16 protein-coding genes are annotated in these 18,010 nt (G+C 65.3%); 15 read left to right on the forward strand and 1 reads right to left on the reverse strand.

The window, feature by feature from the left end:
* The first annotated feature begins 1 nt into the window (after position 1).
* From L1P05_RS09395 to L1P05_RS09415, 5 genes are all read left to right on the forward strand, one after another.
* Complete coding sequence (locus tag L1P05_RS09395) at positions 2-421, forward strand: hypothetical protein (protein WP_012848795.1); 420 nt, start codon at positions 2-4, stop codon at positions 419-421.
* Between the two features lie 10 nt (positions 422-431).
* Complete coding sequence (locus tag L1P05_RS09400) at positions 432-1,841, forward strand: DUF4832 domain-containing protein (RefSeq protein WP_012848796.1); 1,410 nt, start codon at positions 432-434, stop codon at positions 1,839-1,841.
* A gap of 29 nt (positions 1,842-1,870) precedes the next feature.
* On the forward strand, positions 1,871-2,443 hold the full coding sequence (locus L1P05_RS09405) for a serine O-acetyltransferase (RefSeq protein ID WP_012848797.1): 573 nt from the start codon (positions 1,871-1,873) through the stop codon (positions 2,441-2,443).
* Between the two features lie 169 nt (positions 2,444-2,612).
* A complete protein-coding gene (locus L1P05_RS09410; RefSeq protein ID WP_012848799.1) occupies positions 2,613-3,497 on the forward strand; it encodes a GNAT family protein in 885 nt (294 codons plus the stop codon).
* 213 nt (positions 3,498-3,710) lie between these two features.
* Positions 3,711-4,133: an Exc2 family lipoprotein gene (locus L1P05_RS09415; protein WP_012848800.1), complete on the forward strand. Its 423-nt coding sequence runs from the start codon at positions 3,711-3,713 to the stop codon at positions 4,131-4,133.
* A gap of 121 nt (positions 4,134-4,254) precedes the next feature.
* On the opposite strand, the gene ykgO is transcribed toward L1P05_RS09415, so the two are convergent.
* The gene (gene ykgO, locus L1P05_RS09420; protein ID WP_012848801.1) at positions 4,255-4,380 is read right to left on the reverse strand and encodes a type B 50S ribosomal protein L36; all 126 of its coding nucleotides are present in this window, start codon (positions 4,378-4,380) and stop codon (positions 4,255-4,257) included.
* Between the two features lie 369 nt (positions 4,381-4,749).
* Between ykgO and L1P05_RS09425 the strand changes: the two genes are divergently transcribed.
* From L1P05_RS09425 to L1P05_RS09470, 10 genes are all read left to right on the forward strand, one after another.
* Positions 4,750-5,859, forward strand: a complete 1,110-nt coding sequence (locus L1P05_RS09425; RefSeq protein WP_012848802.1) for a FecCD family ABC transporter permease — start codon at positions 4,750-4,752, stop codon at positions 5,857-5,859.
* Positions 5,859-6,638, forward strand: coding sequence for an ABC transporter ATP-binding protein (locus L1P05_RS09430; protein ID WP_012848803.1), 780 nt, complete (start codon positions 5,859-5,861; stop codon positions 6,636-6,638). Before L1P05_RS09425 ends, L1P05_RS09430 begins: the two co-directional genes overlap by 1 nt.
* Positions 6,639-6,865: 227 nt before the next feature.
* On the forward strand, positions 6,866-7,663 hold the full coding sequence (locus L1P05_RS09435; RefSeq protein ID WP_012848804.1) for an HpcH/HpaI aldolase family protein: 798 nt from the start codon (positions 6,866-6,868) through the stop codon (positions 7,661-7,663).
* Between the two features lie 14 nt (positions 7,664-7,677).
* Positions 7,678-8,847 (forward strand): ATP-grasp domain-containing protein, encoded by a 1,170-nt coding sequence (locus L1P05_RS09440; protein ID WP_034168255.1) that lies wholly within the window; start codon positions 7,678-7,680, stop codon positions 8,845-8,847.
* Positions 8,844-10,556 (forward strand): IucA/IucC family protein, encoded by a 1,713-nt coding sequence (locus L1P05_RS09445; protein WP_012848806.1) that lies wholly within the window; start codon positions 8,844-8,846, stop codon positions 10,554-10,556. Before L1P05_RS09440 ends, L1P05_RS09445 begins: the two co-directional genes overlap by 4 nt.
* Before the next feature lies 1 nt (position 10,557).
* Positions 10,558-11,736, forward strand: a complete 1,179-nt coding sequence (locus tag L1P05_RS09450) for an MFS transporter (protein WP_012848807.1) — start codon at positions 10,558-10,560, stop codon at positions 11,734-11,736.
* A complete protein-coding gene (locus tag L1P05_RS09455; protein ID WP_012848808.1) occupies positions 11,711-13,453 on the forward strand; it encodes an IucA/IucC family protein in 1,743 nt (580 codons plus the stop codon). The genes L1P05_RS09450 and L1P05_RS09455 overlap by 26 nt, the downstream gene beginning before the upstream one ends.
* The gene (locus tag L1P05_RS09460) at positions 13,450-14,622 is read left to right on the forward strand and encodes a type III PLP-dependent enzyme (RefSeq protein ID WP_012848809.1); all 1,173 of its coding nucleotides are present in this window, start codon (positions 13,450-13,452) and stop codon (positions 14,620-14,622) included. Before L1P05_RS09455 ends, L1P05_RS09460 begins: the two co-directional genes overlap by 4 nt.
* Before the next feature lie 51 nt (positions 14,623-14,673).
* Positions 14,674-15,801: an ABC transporter substrate-binding protein gene (locus tag L1P05_RS09465; RefSeq protein ID WP_012848810.1), complete on the forward strand. Its 1,128-nt coding sequence runs from the start codon at positions 14,674-14,676 to the stop codon at positions 15,799-15,801.
* Positions 15,802-15,900: 99 nt separating this feature from the next.
* The gene (locus L1P05_RS09470; RefSeq protein WP_012848811.1) at positions 15,901-17,982 is read left to right on the forward strand and encodes a TonB-dependent receptor family protein; all 2,082 of its coding nucleotides are present in this window, start codon (positions 15,901-15,903) and stop codon (positions 17,980-17,982) included.
* Positions 17,983-18,010 lie beyond the last annotated feature (28 nt).

An 18,010-nucleotide genomic window follows, 5' to 3' on the forward strand; every position in this document is an offset into this window, starting at 1 on the left:
TGTGGATACCCAGACCAAACAGCCGCGGGCTGTCACCTACTTTTATCAATCCCTGGACCCGGACGTCGCGGCGGGTCTGAGCGCGGAGCAAAAGCGGGCGCTGGAAGAGGCGGTGATCGCCATGACCCTCTCCTCGCGGCACCGCATTGACATCCGCCACGGCTTTCCTTTCTTCCACGCCCGCTTCTATTTCGTGTTCCTCTTTGGCCGCGACCTGCGCCGGCGGCCCCGGGAGCACCCGCGCTGGTACGACGCGCTGATCACCCTGCTGATCGTCATCGGCCTGCTGTTTTGCACCGCATCGGTGCTGCTGGCGCTGTATATGATTAAATCCGCCCTGCATATAGATATCTTTAAAGACTATCATCTGGGCGTATGGGACTGGTTTATGTCGCTGTACGGCAATCCGCCGCAGCGCTGAGGGAGACCGCATGACGCACCGCCTACGCCGTTTACTGAGCGGCCTCTCGCTGCTCCTGAGCCTGCCGCTCTGCGCCGCCGGAGCCACCGAGTGGGTCACGGTCACCCCCCGGGCCATCGACGATATCCTGACCAACCCCGGCATCGGCGTCGCCAGCTTCCACGACGGCTACGGCGAACACCTGGGCCTGGCGCAGTACCCCGACACCGGCTATGAATACTTTCGCTTTTACTGGAACCAGCTTGAGCCGCAGGAGGGGCAGTTCAACTTTGCGCCGATCGATCGGGTCTTTGCCCTGGCCGCCGCCCATCGACCGGCCATGAACGTGGCGCTGCGCATAATGGCGCTGGATGCGCCGGAAAGCGGCTCCATGGTACCGAACTGGCTGATCCAAAAGGGAATAAACGGCAGCTGGAGCGCCAATGGCCAGACCTTTATCCCCGATCTCAGCGATCCGCGCTTTATCCGCTATGCCCAGCGTCTGATGAACGCCCTGGGCCGGCGCTACGACGGCAACCCGGCGCTCGCCTTTATCGATATTGGTCTGGTCGGCGCCTGGGGCGAGTGGCATAACAGCAACTTTCCCAGCCAGCCTCCCCTGCTGCAGCGCTACACCACCGCCCAGCTCAACCGCTATGTCGACATGCACTTCTCCGCCTTTCCCCAGACCCCGAAAGTGATGCAGATAACCGGCGGCGCTTCGCTGCCCTACGCCGTACAGCGCGGCGCCGGGTGGCGGGCCGACTGCTGGGGCGACTGGCATAACTTCTCCCACACCTGGAGCCATATGAAGGACGCCTACCCCGCGGCGCTGCAGGCCGCGCGCCAGCGCGACCCCAGCTTCAGCGAGGCCTGGCGCCATGCCCCGGTCAGCCTGGAGATCTGCGGCTATATGACCCAGTGGCAGACGCCGCTGGACTACACCCGCGCCCAGGTGCAGGCGACCTTCGACTGGGCGCTGGCGCACCATGCCAGCACCATCAATCTCAAGTCGCGCCCGGTGCCGCCGGCGTACCGCGACATTGTCGACCAGGCGCTGCGACGCCTGGGCTACCGCTTCCGCCTGGCGCAGCTGCGCTATCCGGATGCCCCGCAGGCCGGGCAACCGCTGCGGCTGGAGGCGCGCTGGCGCAACGACGGCGTCGCCCCCATCTACCTGCGCTATACCCTGGCCTATCGCCTGCGCGATAGGCAGCAGCGCACCGTTGCCCAGGGCAGCGCGCCGGACGATATCCGCCGCTGGCAGCCGGGCGAGAGCGTCAGCGACTATGCCCTGCCGCTGCCCGCCGACCTGCCCGCCGGGCGCTATGCTCTGGAGACCGCCCTGCTCGACGACCAGGGCAAGGCACAGATCAGCCTGGCCAACGACGGCCGCCAGCCCGACGGCTGGTATCGCCTGACCACCCTAACGCTGCGCTGACGTCGGTCAGCCGCAGAGGAGAGCGCACCATGACCATCCTTCGCTACATCCGCAGCGATCTGCACCGCTACGTCGGCCCGGAACGGATCGGCGTAAGGACGTTTATTGTCGAATACGTGAAAAACCCCGGGTTCAAGTTCAGCGTATGGCTGCGCCTGTGCCATAGCCGCTGCCGGCCGCTGCGGGCGCTGGCGCGGCTACAGCATTTCCGCTTTAAACGAAAGTACTTCCTGGAGATCCCCTACCAGACCCGGATCGGCTACGGACTTTATCTGGGGCACGCGGGCTGTATCGTGGTCAGCCCCACGGCGAGCATCGGTAATAACGTTAACCTGTCCCACTTCTCTACCGTCGGCGCCGTACACACGCCGGCGGCCGTCATCGGCGATCGGGTCTACGTCGGCCCCAGCGCCTGCCTCGTCGGCGCCGTCACCATTGGCAGCGATGTCAAAATCGGCGCCGGCGCCGTCGTCACCCACGATATTCCGGCGCACAGCGTCGCCGCCGGGGTTCCCGCCCGCCCGATCGGCGCCTGCGCAAACAATGACTATATTCAGTGGCCCTGGCCCGTCGAGGCGCCCACGCCGACGGAAGAGCGCTGAGACTGGACTGGGGCGGGGGAAATAACCTGCCTCAGCGCCGCTGAAAAAACAGACATCTCCGCATTGACATTAACCAATCCTAATAAAATATCAACAATCACTATATAAATATATGACTGTAACAATTTGTAATGTATCATAAGGAAAAACGAAATATAAAGGCATTGCTATGTTGTTCAAATTTTCGGGGTGGGATGAGTGCGGTATCGATGAGTATATGGAATGCTGCTCAAAATATGGCTACAACTCAGAGTCATCGCCTCATTATATTAAATTTATGTTACACCATGGTGCGGATCTGCGATTTGTCGCCTACAGAAAAAAGAAGTTGCTGGGCGCCGCCTGCCTTGATGGGAAATGGCTGGTCAATGACTTTAAAAATCCGAATAAGTCGATAAGCAGTCTGCCTATTCCCAATTCTTCGATCGTTCTGCCGTTCTCTTCGGACGTCAAATGCATTGCGCCATTCAAAACCAAGTGCCTTAGTCCGCTCAAGAAAAATATCATCAATTCGTCATTTAACCTTTTTACTAAGCGGACCGCGGCCTTTGCAAAAAACGTAAGGGAAGACTTTTCTAAAAAGACCGTCTCCACCCGACGACGTGAAATTAAAAAATTTATCGCCGACGGTGGATACTTTGTCGACGTCAGCCAACTTAGCGGTGAAGAATTATTTTCAATATATGAAAATCTATTTTTTATGCGTAGAGGCGCGATTATTCCCGAGCGAGAGATTAATATCGATTTCTTTGTTAAGTTTAAAGATGACTTTATCGGCGAGGTTCTCTACCTCAATGATAATCCCGTTGGGATCCAGCTACTCATCACCTCAACCTCGACGCTGGGCTTCTTCGTCGACTTTATCAACATTGGTTATGATATGGAGATAAAGGCGCACTCGATAGGCACTATCCTGATGTGGAACAATCTGGAAAAAGCGACCGAGAAAGCCCATGCCCTCGCGCTCCCGCTGCATTTCTCCTTCGGCTTTATGTCAGGAAAATACAAGCAGCGGTGGTGCAATCCGGTCGGCGTCGGCAGAACCCTGATATAGCCGCCCGACGGCGCTAGCGCCCATTTCGCCCCACGCCGGGCGCGCCGCCTAAGCCCACTGTGCCAGAGTGCAGTGGGCATATCGCCCCCCCTTACCAACGCCTCGCAGAGGGCGCCATCGGCAGCTGAAAATAATCTCAACTTACCTTCACCGAGATAACTATGATAGTATTTGTAATACCATTAAAATAGTATTACCTAACGAGATAATACCGTGAATAAACAACATTTATTTTTCCTCTGTATCCTATCTACCGCCCCCCTACTGCTCTCCGCCTGCGCCCAACCTGAAAGCAGCGCCGCGCGCCACGCTAAACACCTCACCTACGCCTCCGATGATAATTTCGACCCTAACTACCGCACTAAACTCTATGACTCATACCAATCCTCCATCCCCTTTTTGCAGCAGTTCTGGGAACTAGGGAAAAAAGATCGCGCCGCCGCCATCACCCAGGCTCAGCAGCAGCAGCGCATCGACGAATTTAAAAGCCAGGCGTTTCTGACCAGAATAAATGGCAAAGAGCATTTCGCGGGAAAAGCGTACAACAGCTATAGCCATCGGGAACAGAAATGGCGTCAGGCGATGTCCGATGCCATCATACAAACCTATATGGATGGTTATAACGGTATTAAGTAAGCCGTTTTCTCTGCAATCAATAAAAGATGCCCCGCCTTGGCGGGGCATCTTTTATTTCTATCGATCGTTTCTGCGGCGCAGAGGCGCGGATCCGCACGTCGAATAGCGAAAGCTCGCACCGTCAGCGCTGGCGCGCCTTAAAGCGGGGGTCGCTTTTGCAGATGACATACAGCCTGCCGCGGCGGCGCACGATACGGCAGTCCGGGTGGCGATGCTTGGCCGTTTTCAGCGAGGAGAGGATCTTCATCGGCGCGATCCCCCGCCCAGCGCGGCGGCGCGAATGCCCCGCAGAGAGAGTACATCCGCCGCCGTCGTGACACAGGGCGTCCGGCGGCACGCCGGGTAAATAGGTGGTTTCATCTCGGCTCCTAGCATATGTTATGTTATAACAATACCATTGTAATTGAGATCGGATCGCATTCGCAAGCTCAAGTTAGCCCAGTCTCGCCAGATCGCGCCGCCCCCTCCGCCTGGTCGGCGGATACCAAGGGCGCACCGCACCACACAGCGCCTGTTCCTGTTCCTGCCCCACGCCTCACATGCTAATAATTTTCATTTACATCAATATTGATATTGATTAGCGTTATCACTTTATTATTCCTACGGTATTCCAGCCATGAAAACACCCTACTCCACAGGGGTCGCCGCGCCCCGCGAAGCCGACGAGCCGCTCAGGCCAGGCGTAGACGCCGTCGCCGTCCAGCGCGCCTATCGCCGCATCCTGCGGCGGCGCCTGTGGCTCATCGCCGCGATGCTGGCCGCCATCGCCGCCTCGCTGCTGCTCGATTTCACCCTTGGGCCGTCGGATCTGTCGCCCTCACGCCTCTGGCAAACGCTGTGGCATCCCGCCGCCGCCGAGGCCGCGGCGCAGGTCATCGTCTGGGATATCCGCCTGCCCTATGCCCTTATGGCCGTCACGGTCGGCATGATCCTGGGGTTGGCCGGCGCTGAAATGCAGACCATCCTCAATAATCCGCTGGCCAGCCCCTTCACCCTGGGCGTCTCCTCCGCCGCCGCCTTCGGCGCCGCCCTGGCCATCGTGCTGGGGCTCAGCGTGCCGGGACTCCCGGCGCAGTGGGCGATCTCCGCCAATGCGCTCCTCTTCGCCCTGCTCGCCACCCTGCTGCTGTATGGTATCACCCGCTGGAGCCGCGTCGCCGCCTCCGGCGTCGTGCTGTTTGGGATCGCGCTGGTGTTCACCTTCAACGCGCTGGTCGCCCTGATGCAGTTTATCGCCAGCGAGGATACCCTGCAGGGGCTGGTGTTCTGGACCATGGGCAGCCTGGCCCGCGCCTCCTGGACGACGCTGGGGATCCTGGGCACCGCCCTGATCGTGCTGCTGCCCCTCTCCCTGCGCAGCGCCTGGCAGCTCACCGCCCTGCGCCTGGGCGAGGATCGGGCGAGCAGCTTCGGTATCGACGTCCGTCGACTGCGCCTGAGCACCCTGCTGCGCATCAGCATCCTGTCCGCGCTGGCGGTCGCGTTCGTCGGGCCGATCGGCTTTATCGGCCTGGTCGCGCCCCATATCGCCCGTCTACTGTTTGGCGAGGATCACCGTTTTTACCTGCCCGGCAGCGCCCTTAGCGGCGCGCTGGTGCTCTCGCTGGCCTCCGTCGCCGCCAAGAACCTCTTTGCCGGCGTCGTCATTCCCGTCGGTATCGTCACCGCGCTGGTCGGCGTGCCGTTTTTCCTCAGCATCCTCTTCCGCCAGCGGGGGCTCCTATAATGTCGGGTCTACAGATAAACGCGCTGAGCGCAGGCTACGGCGAGCGCCGCGTGATTGACGGTCTCAGCGTCGAACGGCTGGCGGGTGGCCAGGTCTGCGCGCTGCTGGGGCCCAACGGCTGCGGAAAGTCGACCCTACTGCGGGCGATGGCCGGCCTACACCCGGCGCGCGGCAGCCTGCTGCTCAACGGATGCCAGCTGGTGGGGTGCTCTGCGGCTCACCGTAGCCGTCAGGTGGTCTACCTGCCGCAAACGCTGCCGGAGGGGGTACGCCTGAGCGTGCTGGAGTCGGTCATGGTGGCCCGCCATGCCACCGCCGAAGGCGACGCCAACGAGCGCGAGGTGCTGGCGCTGCTGACCCGGCTGGGGATCGCCCACCTGGCGCTGCACAGCCTGACGACCCTGTCCGGCGGGCAAAAGCAGCTGGTTGGGCTGGCGCAATCGCTGATCCGCCGCCCCGCGCTGCTGCTGCTGGATGAACCCCTCAGCGCGCTGGATCTCAACTACCAGTTTCACGTCATGACGCTGCTGCGTGAGGAGACGCAAAAACGTGACATTGTCACAATTGTGGTGCTGCACGATCTGAATATCGCCCTGCGCCACGCCGATCATGCCCTGCTGCTCTCGCAGGGGCGGCGCATCGCCGATGGCCCTCCGCAGGCGGTGATCACCCCAGCCCACCTGGCCGACGTCTATGGCGTCCGCGGCCGGGTCGAGTCCTGCTCCCGCGGACGCCCCCAGCTGGTGGTGGATGGACTCAGCGCCCCGCCAGCACCCTGACCCGGTCGCGCCTCCCCGTCGCCGTCGCTCCCCGCCGCGGCGACAGGGCGCGGGATAATCACAATAACCATAATAAACATACTGTTATATAACACTGCCGCCGCCGCCAGCCGCCGCCCCGCTCCGACGCATTCTGAAATAATTTGCAACAATTATTCACTATCTCACCACGATCATCCCCGCTAGATTAATTTGAATGAAAATCATTACCATTATCATTAATAACTATGCTGGAATTATCGCTCCCCGCTAAGCTGGGTAAACAGCCGGTTTTCGGCATCCTCAATTCGCTGCTCCACCCCCTGCTGGTGGAGATGATCGCCTGCGCCGGGTATGACTTTGTCATCCTGGATATGGAGCATCTGCCCCACGATGAGGAGCGCCTGCAGCACTGCATTCATCTGGCCCAGAGCCACGGCTGCGCGCCGCTGGTGCGCGTTCCCGACGCCACGGCCAAGCGCATTGGCCGCGTGCTGGATCTCGGTGCCCACGGCATCGTCCTGCCGCAGGTCGAGTCCATCGCCGAGGTCACCGCGGCGCGCGACGCCATGCGCTTTCCGCCCCTTGGACGACGCGGTATCACCGGCGGCGGCGTCACCGGCTTCGGCACCCGACCGCTGGACGCCTATTGTCAGCAGGCCAACCAGGGACTGATGCTGATCCCGATGATCGAGTCAGCCGCCGGGCTGGCCATCCTCGATGAGCTGCTGGCGCTCGACGGGGTCGCCATGATCCTGGAGGGGGCGCTGGACATGGCGCTCAGCCTGGGGCTGGGCGCGCAGCCGACGCACCCGCGGGTGACCCGCCAGCTGCGCCGCATCGCCCGCCGCTGCCGCGCCGCCGGCGTCCCCTTCTGCGCCAACCCCCGCAGCGAACGGCAGCAGGCCGACTGGCTGCGCCGCGGGATCGACGCCTGGCTGTGCGGCGAAGATCGCGGCCTGCTGTTCCGCGCGTTACGTCAGCGGCGCGACGACCTCCGCGCCGCGACCTCCCGTGGCCCGCGCGCCACCGATCTTTCCCTGTAAAACGGATACCGCCTATGTCTCGTTCCGCACCTCTGGTCATCGTCAGTCACGTGGTCAATGCCGCCACCACCCAGGGCTTTGTTCCCGCCGCCCTACGGCTGGATCTCCCCGTACTGCTGCTGACCGATCGCGCCGCCGAACACCGCGCCTGCCTCGCTGAGCCAGTGACGGTGGTCGAATGCGATGTCTTTAATCCGCTCGCCATCCTGGAGACGCTGACGGCGCTGGACGTCACGCCCCGCGCGCTCTTCACCAACAGCGACCACCTGCAGAGCGCCTGCGCCATCGCCGCCGCCGCGCTGGATCTGCCGGGAAAACCCTGGCCCATCTGCTATGCGGCCAAGGAGAAGTGGCGTATGCGCCAGCGCTTAGCCCAGTTGGGCCTGCCCTCCCTCTGGTCGCAGCGGCTGCTGCCGGAGACCCCCATCGATCCCGACTGGCCCTGGCCGCTGGTGCTCAAGCCCAGTCAGGGCGTGGCGTCGATGAACGTCACGCGGGTCGACGATCCCGCGCAGCTGGCCCGGGCGCGCGCCGCCTTTCCCCCCGGCTGCACGCTGCTGCTGGAGCAGTACCTCGACGGACCGCTGTTCACCCTGGAGACCCTGGGCGACGGCGAGCGGCTGATCGCGATCGGCGGCTTCGACGTCACGCTCGGCGCCGCGCCTCACTTTATCGAAGCCCAGGCGCGCTGGCCGGGGACGCTAAGCCAGCGCTGGCAGGCCCAGGTCCTGGCGCAGCTGCAGCGCTTCGGCGTCGGCCTGGGGGTATGCCACAGCGAGTTTATCGCCGACGCGCAGGGGCCGCGGCTGGTCGAGATCAACTACCGCAGCATCGGCGATGGGCGCGAGTTCCTGCTGGATAGACTGCTGCCCGGCGGCTGGTTTACCCCGATTCTGCGCCTGCATCTGGGGCAGCCGCTGCCCGACGTCACCCCACCCGCCGCCGCCGCTCTGATCCACTATCTGATCGCGGAAAACAGCGGCACCCTGCACCGCCCGCCGCAGCCCCACTGCCCGCCCGGCGTCAGCTACCGGGCGCTGCGCCAACGCGGCGAGCGCATTACGCAAACCCACTCCAACAAAGACTACCTGGGCGTGCTTTACCTGCAGGCGGCGGACCCGATGCGGCTGCAGAGCCTGGCGGAGCGCGTCCTGCCATCACTGACCTGGGAGATCGCGCCATGAACCAACGCCGCTATATTACGCAGCGCATTATCGATGCCTGCCTCCGCGAGGATGTCGCCGGGGTACTGAGCCGCGCGACGCTGCGCCGAGAGGGCGACACCCACTGGCTATACGCCTCGCACTTCGCCGTTCCGCTGCGCCTGGCGGTCTCTCCCCACGACTACATGCAGTCCTGGCGGGCCACCGCGCCGCGCTGGCAGGAGTATCACGACGGCGAATGGCGCGACTGCGAGGGCTACGATGCCTGGCTGGCGCGCCTGACGCCGCCGGACGATCCCGAGGCGCAGCGGCTGTACCACGCCTACCGCGCCGAAGCCGACGCCGCCTGCGCGCAGGGCGAGCTCTGCCGCGCTATCTTCGCCGAGCAGGCCGCCGCGCTGACCCCCGATCTGGCGCGCTGCAGCTGGGGCGAGCGACTGCGCCACGCCGATCGCATGGCCAGCTTCCTCGACCACCCCTACTACCCCACGGCGCGCGCCAAATTTGGCTTCGACGCCGCACAGCTGCGCCGCTACGCCCCGGAGTTCGCCCAGCCCTTCGCGCTGCGCTGGCTCGCCGTGCCGCGCGATGCCGTCACCCTGTGCAGTGAGCAGCCGCGGCCGGCCTGGTGGCCCCGCCCCGCGCAGGTCGGGCTGCCGCCGCAGATCGCCGGCGACCACGTTCTGCTGCCGGTGCATCCGCTGACCTGGCCCCAGCTCAACGCGCTGCCGCCCGATTTTCTGCCCGCCCCCGACCCGTATCTGGAGGTCTACCCCACGCTGTCGGTTCGCACCCTGCAGCTGGCCGAGCACCCCGATTGTCATCTTAAGGTCCCCCTGGCGATGCGCACCCTGGGGCAAAAAAATCTGCGCTTAATCAAGCCCTCTACGCTGTATGACGGGCTGTGGTTCGCCGACGTTCTGCCGCGGCTGGCGCAGCGCGATCCGCTGCTGCGCGGGCGCCTGCGCCACGTCGATGAAAGCGACGGCGGCCACGTAGGCGATGAGATGCTGCTGGCCTTCCTGCTGCGCCGCTATCCGGCCCCCCGCGCCGACGAGACCCTGGCGCCGGTGGCCGCGCTCGGCAGCCCGATGCCCGACGGCGGCAGCTATCTCGCCTTTGTCCTGCGTCAGCCCAACATGCCCACGCTCTACCAATGGTGGCAGTCATACTGCACACTGATGGCCGAGGTACACCTGACCCTGTGGCTGCGCTACGGCATCGCGCTGGAGTCTAACCAGCAGAACGCCATGCTCAGCCTGGCTCCCGGCCAACCGCTGACGCTGGTGCTGAAGGACAACGACGCCGCCCGTCTCTGGCCCGCGCGCTTCTGCGCCGCCTGCCCCGATCTGGCCCCGCGGCTGGCGCAGCTGCGCGATCCGCGCATCTGCGTAGACGACGAACGGGCGCTGGCGCAGATGTTCATCACCATCACCCTGCAGCTGGACCTGGCCGCGGTGCTGGAGAGCCTGGCCGCCGCCGGCGAGCTTAACCGCGCCGCCGCCTACCACATACTGCGCCAGGCGCTGGCGAACACCCTCGCCACCCTGGCACAGCGCGGCGTCGATACCGCCTTCGCCCAACGCTGCCTGTTCGAGGATCCCCACCAGCCGGTGAAATACCTGCTGCAAAGCGGCAGCCTGCTCAGCAAGCAGGCCTCCGGCGCGGCGGACATCAACAAGTTTTACGGCCACAGCGGCCCTAACTTCCTGCGCGCCGAGACGAGCTGATATGGCGCCGATCCTGCCCATCGTGCTGGCCTGCCACTTTTTGGCCGCCTTTACCGTCCTTGGCGTACCGCTGTTTCTGCCGACGCTGCTGCGTGGGTTTTCGGTGGCGCCGGACAGCCCCTGGATCGGCCTGATCGCGACGCTGCCGACGGTCCTGATGGCCCTGAGCACCCCCTACTGGGGGCGCTTCGCCGACCGCTACGGCCGCCGCCGCTCGCTGCAGCGGGCGCTGCTGGGGCTGGCGCTGGCCTTTGCCTGGGCAGGCGTCGCCCCCTCACTGCCCTGGCTGATCGCAGCCTTGGCGCTGCAGGGGCTGGCCGGCGGCACGCTGGCGGCCGCCAACGGCTATCTTTACCGCGCCTGCCCGGGCGAGAGGCTGGCCCATGCGCTCAACTGGACCCAGTTCTCCGCCCGTCTGGCGCTGCTGACGGCCCCGCCGCTGATCGGCGCGGCGCTGGAGTTCGCGCCGTTGCAGGCGCAGCGTCTGTGGCTCTGGCTGGCCCTGCTGCCGCTGCTCGCGCTGCTGCTCACACGCTGGCTGCCGGACGATCGCGGCCCGGCCTGGGAAAACGGCGAGGATCGCCCCCAGCGCGGCGCGGCGGCGTCAACGGCGGCGCCGGCGGGCTATACGCTGCTCAGGGTGCAGCAGATCCTGTTCAGCTTCGCCATGGTCGTCACCTTTCCCTACTTTTTGCCCTACGCCCAGCCGTGGGTCGCCGGTTCGGCGATGGTCGGGGCGCTCTACAGCTGGCCCCACCTGCTCTATTTGCTGCTGCTGCCGCCGCTGCACCGCACGGCCGCGTCCCGTCATCATCTCCCGCTGGGGCTAGCGCTGCTGGCGATCGCCGCCCTGTGGCAATACGCCCTCTCGGGCGCGGCGGCGCTGCTGGCCGCCAGAACCCTGTTCGGCGTGGGCATTCTGCTGGCCTACGCCGGGCTTAACCGACGCATCGCCGAACGCCTTCGCGCCCATGACGCCGCCTACCGCCTGGCGCAGCTGGATGCCGCCGGCAAATGGGCCGGCGTCGGCGCCGGCCTGTGCGCCGCGCTGCTGAGCGCGCAGGCTTCGCCGTCGGCCCCCTTTATCGCGTCTGCCGTCGCGGCGCTTGCCGCACTGGCACTCTGTCTCGTTTTTCCCTTTAAGGAGCCCTGCCATGACCACCGATGCCCTGACACCTAATCCCGAGGTCACCGCCGTCGCCTGTCACGCGACCTTTACCGCGCTGCTGAATTGCTATATTCGCGAGTTTGCTCTGGCGGATGACGGCGTGCGTCTCTGCCCCCACGGCGATATTCCCCAGGCGCTGACCCGCGCGCAGGTGGCGGGCGAGCCCCTGCGCCTGACGCTGCCCGCCAGCGACTGTCTGTTGGCTATCCAGGCGCGGCGTTGGAGCCTGCTGGGGCGCGGCGACTTCGACATGGTCCCCTTTGTCAAATCCTTTGGCCGCCCCTGGCGCCCGCTCTCGCCGGCGCAGGCCATCGACCTGCTGCTGTCGGAGATGGCCGCGCGCCTGGAGGTGGCGCACAACGAGGCGCTGGCGGCGCAAATCGCCAACAGCAGCGCCGTGACGGCGGCGTTTCTCGCCCATGCGTTTCGCCCGGGCGCGGACTTTATCGGCAGCGAGCAGGGGCTGATCTGGGGACATCCGCTCCACCCCAGCCCGAAAAGCCGCAGTGGGGTCGACCCCCGGGCGCTGCTGGCCTGCTCTCCCGAGGTCGGCGCCCGCTTTCCGCTGTTCTGGTTTCGCATCGATCCGCGTCTGCTCAGCCAGCGGGGCATCGATGATATCGGCGGCGTACTGAGCGAGCTGGGCGGCGAGCCCCACCTGTACCCCTGTCATCCCTGGGAGACGGCGCACATCATGCGCTCCCCGCTTTATCTGCGCGCCGCGCGTCAGGGGCTGATTACCCCGCTGGGGCCGCGTGGGGCGGCGCTGGCGCCGACCTCCTCGGTGCGCACGCTGTACCACCCCGCGCTGCCGTGGTTCCTCAAGTGCTCTATCCACGTGCGGCTGACCAACTGCATCCGCAAAAACGCCTGGTATGAGCTAGAGAGCGCGGTCACCCTGAGCGCCCTGCTCAATGAAGACTTTCGTCAGCTGGAGCACGCCGTTCCCGGCCTGACCATTCTGCGCGAGCCCAACGCCACCACGCTGGACTTTAGCCCCCTCGCCCGGGCGGATGAGCAGGAGGCGGTGCGCCATCTGCAGGAGTGCTTTGGCATACTGTATCGCCAGGCCCTGCCGCTCAGCGTCCGCGAGGATGGACAGACCGCGCTGGCGGGGACGCTGTTCGGCCTCGATCGCGACGGAGCCAGCCCGCTGCAGCGCCTGATTCGCGAGTTGGCGGCCACCCGCGCGCTCGACTACCGAGAGACCGCGCTGCTGTGGCTGGATCACTACCTGACGCTGCTGCTGCCCAGCGTCCTCACGGCCTTCTTCGATCGCGGGATCGTCTTTGAACCCCATCTGCAGAATGTGCTTATCGGGCTACAGGATCATCTGCCCTGCCGCCTGTGGCTGCGCGATCTGGAGGGAACCAAGCTCGACAGCGCCCGCTGGGACGCCGCCCGCCTGGCCACCCTCTCCGACGCGGCGCGGCGCTCGGTCAGCTACACCCGCCACCAGGGCTGGCAGCGCACCGCCTACTGCCTGTTCGTCAACCATCTCGCCGAGGCCCTGTTCCGCCTGGCCGACGGCGATCGCACGCTGGAGCAGCGGCTATGGGATCGGCTGGCGCACCACCTGCAGCGCTGGCGTCACCAGCCGGAGATCGCCGCCCTGCTAGAGGGCGCGCCGCTGCCCAGCAAAAACAACCTGCGGACGCGCCTGCTGCAGCGCCGCGATCGCCACGCCGACTACACCCCCTTGCCCCACCCGATGAGGAGCCGCCCATGACGCCCTTGGTAACACGTGAAATACAGCGGCTGCAGCAGCGCCATACCCCGTTTTGCGGCTACCTTTACGATCTCTCCGCCCTGCGCGAACGCATCGCGACGATGAAGCGCCTCCTGCCCGAGCACTGTGAGCTGTTTTACGCCGCAAAGGCCAACGCCGAAGCGCCGATCCTGCACACCCTGGCGCCGTGGGTCGATGGCTTTGAGGCGGCCTCCGGCGGCGAGCTGGCCTGGCTGGCGCAGCAGTCGCTGGACAGCCGGCTCCTGTTCGGCGGCCCCGGCAAGCTGACCCGCGAGCTGGAGCAGGCCTGCGATCTGCGCGTCGACGCTCTGCACGTCGAAAGCCTGGGCGAGCTGCGGCGCCTGGCGGCGCTGGCCGAACGCCGGCGCCAGACGCTGCCCCTGCTGCTGCGCATGAACATTCCGCTGCCCGGCGGCGCGGAGACGCCGCTGATGATGGGCGGCAAGCCGACCCCCTTCGGCCTGGACCCCGCCGATCTGGCGCCGGCGCTGCGGCTCATCGGCGACGCCCGCTGGCTGCGGCTGCGCGGCTTTCACTTTCACCTGCTCTCCCACCAGCTCAGCGTGGACAGCCACCTGGCGCTGATCCAGCACTGCCTGACCCAGGTCCAGCGCTGGTGCCAGCAGTTTCACCTGCAGATAGAGATGGTCAATCTCGGCGGCGGCTTCGGCATTAACTACCGCGATCCCGCCCGCCACTTCGACTGGGCCGACTTTTGCCAGCGGCTGCCCGCCGTTCGCCGCGCCTGTCGGGCCGACCCCTGGCTGCTGCGCTTTGAGTGCGGGCGCTACATCAGCGCCCCCTGCGGCTATTACGTCATGGAGGTGCTGGACATCAAGCGCAATCTGGGCGAGTGGTTCGCCGTCGGCCACGGCGGCACCCATCACTTTCGCACCCCGGCGGCGCAGGGCCATGACCATCCGTTCCAGGTGGTGCGCCGCGACACGCCGCCGGAGATCCGCGATCGGCGCGTTACGCTGGTCGGCCAGCTGTGCACCCCCAAGGATGTCCTGGCGCGCCGCCAGCCTATCGCCGCGCTGGCGACGGGCGACTGGCTGGTCTTTCCGCTGGCGGGGGCCTACGCCTGGAACATCTCTCATCGCCACTTTCTGATGCACGCCGAGCCGCACACCGTTTGGCTCGAGTGATGCGAACGGCCCGGCGTCGAGCCCCATTCACCCCTTGAATGAGATCCATGTATGAAGCTTATGTTCCTCTCCCTCGCGTTGATGCTGTGCGTCGCCGCGCCGCTGCGCGCCGCCCCCCTGACGCTGACCGATCTGGCGGGGCGTCAGGTCACCCTCAACGCCCCCGCGCAGCGGATCGTGCTGGGCGATAGCCGTCTGCTGCTGGCGCTCAGCCTGCTGCACCCCGGCGATCCGCTGCGCGGCATCGTCGCCTGGGATGACTCCCTGCGGCGACGCGCGCCGGACATGGCGCGCCGCTACGCTCAGGCCTACCCGCGCCTGACGCAGATCCCCGTCTTCGCCAACCCCTACCGCAGCGACCTCAGCGTGGAATTTCTGCTGCCGCTGCGCCCCGAGCTGGCGATCTTCGATCTCGGCCTGCTACCGCGCCTGCGGGAGAGCGGCACCCTGGCGCTGCTGGAAAAAAGCGGCGTCGCCACCCTGTTTATCGACTTCCGCCGCCAGCCGCTGCACAACACCGTCCCCTCCCTGCGTCTGCTGGGACAGGCGCTGGGCGAATCCGCCAACGCCGAACGCTTTATCGCCCGCTATCAGCAGCTGCAGCAGCGCGTACAGCGGCGGGTGGCCACGATTCCGGACGCCGAGCGCCCCGGCGTGGTGTTCGAAAACCACGCCGGCATGACCGGCGATAGCTGCTGCGCCGTCTTTGGTCGCAGTGGCTTCGGTCAGTTTATCGAGGCCGCCGGCGGGCGCAATCTGCTGGCCGACCGCGTCCCCGACGGCGGCGGCGACGTCAATCTGGAGCAACTGATCGCCGTCCGCCCCGCGCGCTATCTGCTCAGCGGCGCCGACTGGAGCCAGCGCGGCGGCCTCTCCCTGGCGGTGCCCCTAGGCTACCAGGCGACCGAGGCCAGCACCCGACCGCGCCTGCAGCGCCTGCTGACGCGCCGCGGCTTCGCGACCCTGCCGGCCATCCGCGACGGCCAGGTCATGGCTATCTATCACCAGTTCTACGACAGCCCGTTCAACGTCATCGCGCTGGAGGCCATCGCCGCGTTTCTGCACCCGGCGCGCTTTGCCGATGTCGATCCGCGCGCGGATCTGCAAACCCTATACCGGCAGTACGCCGGCGTGGAGGAGCATGGCCTGTTTTTCCTGCGGGCCGACGCGACGCCGTAACCACCGTCCGAGCGGCGCGCAGCCTGTCCCGCGCGCGTTCGGACGTCATGACACACAACGGCACCCACCTTTTATCACCAGACTCAATAAGGGATCATAATGAAAACAGCCTGCCTCTCTCTCAGCCCCATCGCCGCGGCCCTGTTGCTCTCCGGAGCCGGTTTTGCCCATGCGGAGGAGCGCGTCGTCGTCAGCGGCAACCTGCTGGGCGACGCCCGGGCCGACGCGGTAAAAACCTACCCCGGCAGCCGTAGCGTCATCAGCAACCAGCAGCTGACCCAGGATGCCAACCGCTCTATCGATGACGCCCTGCAGCGCGTTCCCAACGTAAAGGTACAGGATGAAACCGGCACCGGGATACTGGCGCAGGTCGCCGTGCGCGGTCTGCAGGACAGCCGCAGCGGCTACGTGCAGATGCTGCTCGACGGCATACCGCTGGCGCTGGCGCCCTACGGCCAGACCGGCCTCTCCCTCTTTCCGGTCACCTTTCAGACCCTCGACAGGATCGACGTGGTGCGCGGCGGCGCGGCGGTGCAGTATGGCCCCAACAACGTGGGCGGGGTGATTAACCTCATCAGTAAGCCGATTCCCTATCGCTGGCAAAACCGGATATCGCAGCGCACCACGCTGGCCGGTCACGGGCGTAATCTGTCCGACACCTATATCAGCAGCGGCGGCATGCTGAATGCGCAGTTCGGCCTGCAGCTCGAAGGCAATCTGGTCAACGGCAGCGCGTTTCGTGAGCACAGTCGGCAACGGGTGCAAAACTACCGGATCAAAGGGCTGTGGAATATCAACGACGACAGCAGCCTGAATCTGACCTATCAGTACTATGATGCCGACGCCCAGCTCCCCGGCGCGCTCTCCGCCGCCGACTATCAGCAGGATCGCACCCAGAGCACCCGGCTGCAGGACGGCTATCAGGGGCGCACCCAGCGCCTGAGCGCGGTCTACAACACCCTGCTGGACAGGGTTGGCCCCTTCGATACCGGCGAGCTCAACTGGACGCTGTTCGGCCACCTGTCGCACCGCAGCTTCGACGTCGGCCTGAGCCAAGCCGCGGGGATGGTCTGGGCGCCGGATCGCCCGGCGGATATCAAGCAGAGCTCGCCGCGCGACTTTAAGGTCTGGGGCACCGAACCGCGCCTGACGCTGTATCACGCCGGGGAGTACCTCAATCAGAAGTTCACCCTGGGCGCCCGGCTGATCGATGAAAACATCGACTACCTGGTCCAACGCCGCTATTTGACCCAGGCTCGCCCGGACGAGGTGACCCGCGACTGGAAGTTCCATAACCAGGGCGTGGCTGGCTACCTCAGCGACGCCGTGATGCTGTTTGACGACAGCCTGACCATCACCCCCGGGATACGCTTCGAGCGGGTTAACGAGCGCTATCGCGATAACCGCAGCGGCCAAACGGTGGAGAACCGGGATCAGCAGTGGCTACCGGGCTTGACCCTGGGCTATCAGGCGACCCCCGCCTGGTTCCTGTATGCCAACGCGCAAAAGAGCCTGCGCGCCCCGCAGGTGACCCAAATCGTCAAAGGCGACCAGCGCGGCGCCGAGCTGGCCTGGAACTACGAGTCCGGCGTGCGCTACACCCCCTGGCCGGCGCTCAGCCTGCAGGCCGACTACTACCGCATCGACTACACGGACAGTAAAATAATCTACGACAACGCCAGCGCCAGCTTCGTCAACCTGGGGCGCGCCCGCTATCAGGGTATCGAAATGGAGGCCTTCTACTCCCCCGCCTTCCTGGAGGGGATGAGGCTGCACGCGGGCTACGCCTATCTCGACAGCGAGCAGCTGATCGGGGCCAACGCCGGGCGTCAGATGCCCTACGCCTCCCGTCACCAGCTGGTGCTGGATGGCCGCTACCAGTGGCGCGACACCACCTTTGCACTCTCCGGCTACTATTACAGCGCCGCCTTCTCTGACAAGGAGAACACCCGTGCCGAAACGGCGAAGGGGGATGCAGGACGCCTGCCCTCCTACACCGTATGGAACGCGCAGGTGACCCAGGCGCTGTACCACGATCGCGACAGCCAACTCTCCGGCTATATCACGGTAAATAACCTGTTTAACAAGGACTATTATTACCGCGGGATCGATACCAGCCCATGGGGCCGCCAGCCGGCGCCGGGACGCTCCGTCACGCTGGGCGTCGACTATACCTTCTAAATCCCGCGCGGCGCGCGGTAAAACGGTA

Origin of the sequence: Edwardsiella piscicida (assembly GCF_021733145.1) — a bacterium.
GTDB lineage: Bacteria > Pseudomonadota > Gammaproteobacteria > Enterobacterales > Enterobacteriaceae > Edwardsiella > Edwardsiella piscicida.

Coding starts and splice junctions, on each gene's coding strand:
- L1P05_RS09400 (WP_012848796.1), top strand. CDS start 432: ATGACGCACCGCCTACGCCGTTTACTGAGCGGCCTCTCGCTGCTCCTG.
- L1P05_RS09405 (WP_012848797.1), top strand. CDS start 1,871: ATGACCATCCTTCGCTACATCCGCAGCGATCTGCACCGCTACGTCGGC.
- L1P05_RS09410 (WP_012848799.1), top strand. CDS start 2,613: ATGTTGTTCAAATTTTCGGGGTGGGATGAGTGCGGTATCGATGAGTAT.
- ykgO (WP_012848801.1), bottom strand. CDS start 4,380: ATGAAGATCCTCTCCTCGCTGAAAACGGCCAAGCATCGCCACCCGGAC.
- L1P05_RS09425 (WP_012848802.1), top strand. CDS start 4,750: ATGAAAACACCCTACTCCACAGGGGTCGCCGCGCCCCGCGAAGCCGAC.
- L1P05_RS09430 (WP_012848803.1), top strand. CDS start 5,859: ATGTCGGGTCTACAGATAAACGCGCTGAGCGCAGGCTACGGCGAGCGC.
- L1P05_RS09435 (WP_012848804.1), top strand. CDS start 6,866: ATGCTGGAATTATCGCTCCCCGCTAAGCTGGGTAAACAGCCGGTTTTC.
- L1P05_RS09440 (WP_034168255.1), top strand. CDS start 7,678: ATGTCTCGTTCCGCACCTCTGGTCATCGTCAGTCACGTGGTCAATGCC.
- L1P05_RS09445 (WP_012848806.1), top strand. CDS start 8,844: ATGAACCAACGCCGCTATATTACGCAGCGCATTATCGATGCCTGCCTC.
- L1P05_RS09450 (WP_012848807.1), top strand. CDS start 10,558: ATGGCGCCGATCCTGCCCATCGTGCTGGCCTGCCACTTTTTGGCCGCC.
- L1P05_RS09455 (WP_012848808.1), top strand. CDS start 11,711: ATGACCACCGATGCCCTGACACCTAATCCCGAGGTCACCGCCGTCGCC.
- L1P05_RS09460 (WP_012848809.1), top strand. CDS start 13,450: ATGACGCCCTTGGTAACACGTGAAATACAGCGGCTGCAGCAGCGCCAT.
- L1P05_RS09465 (WP_012848810.1), top strand. CDS start 14,674: ATGAAGCTTATGTTCCTCTCCCTCGCGTTGATGCTGTGCGTCGCCGCG.
- L1P05_RS09470 (WP_012848811.1), top strand. CDS start 15,901: ATGAAAACAGCCTGCCTCTCTCTCAGCCCCATCGCCGCGGCCCTGTTG.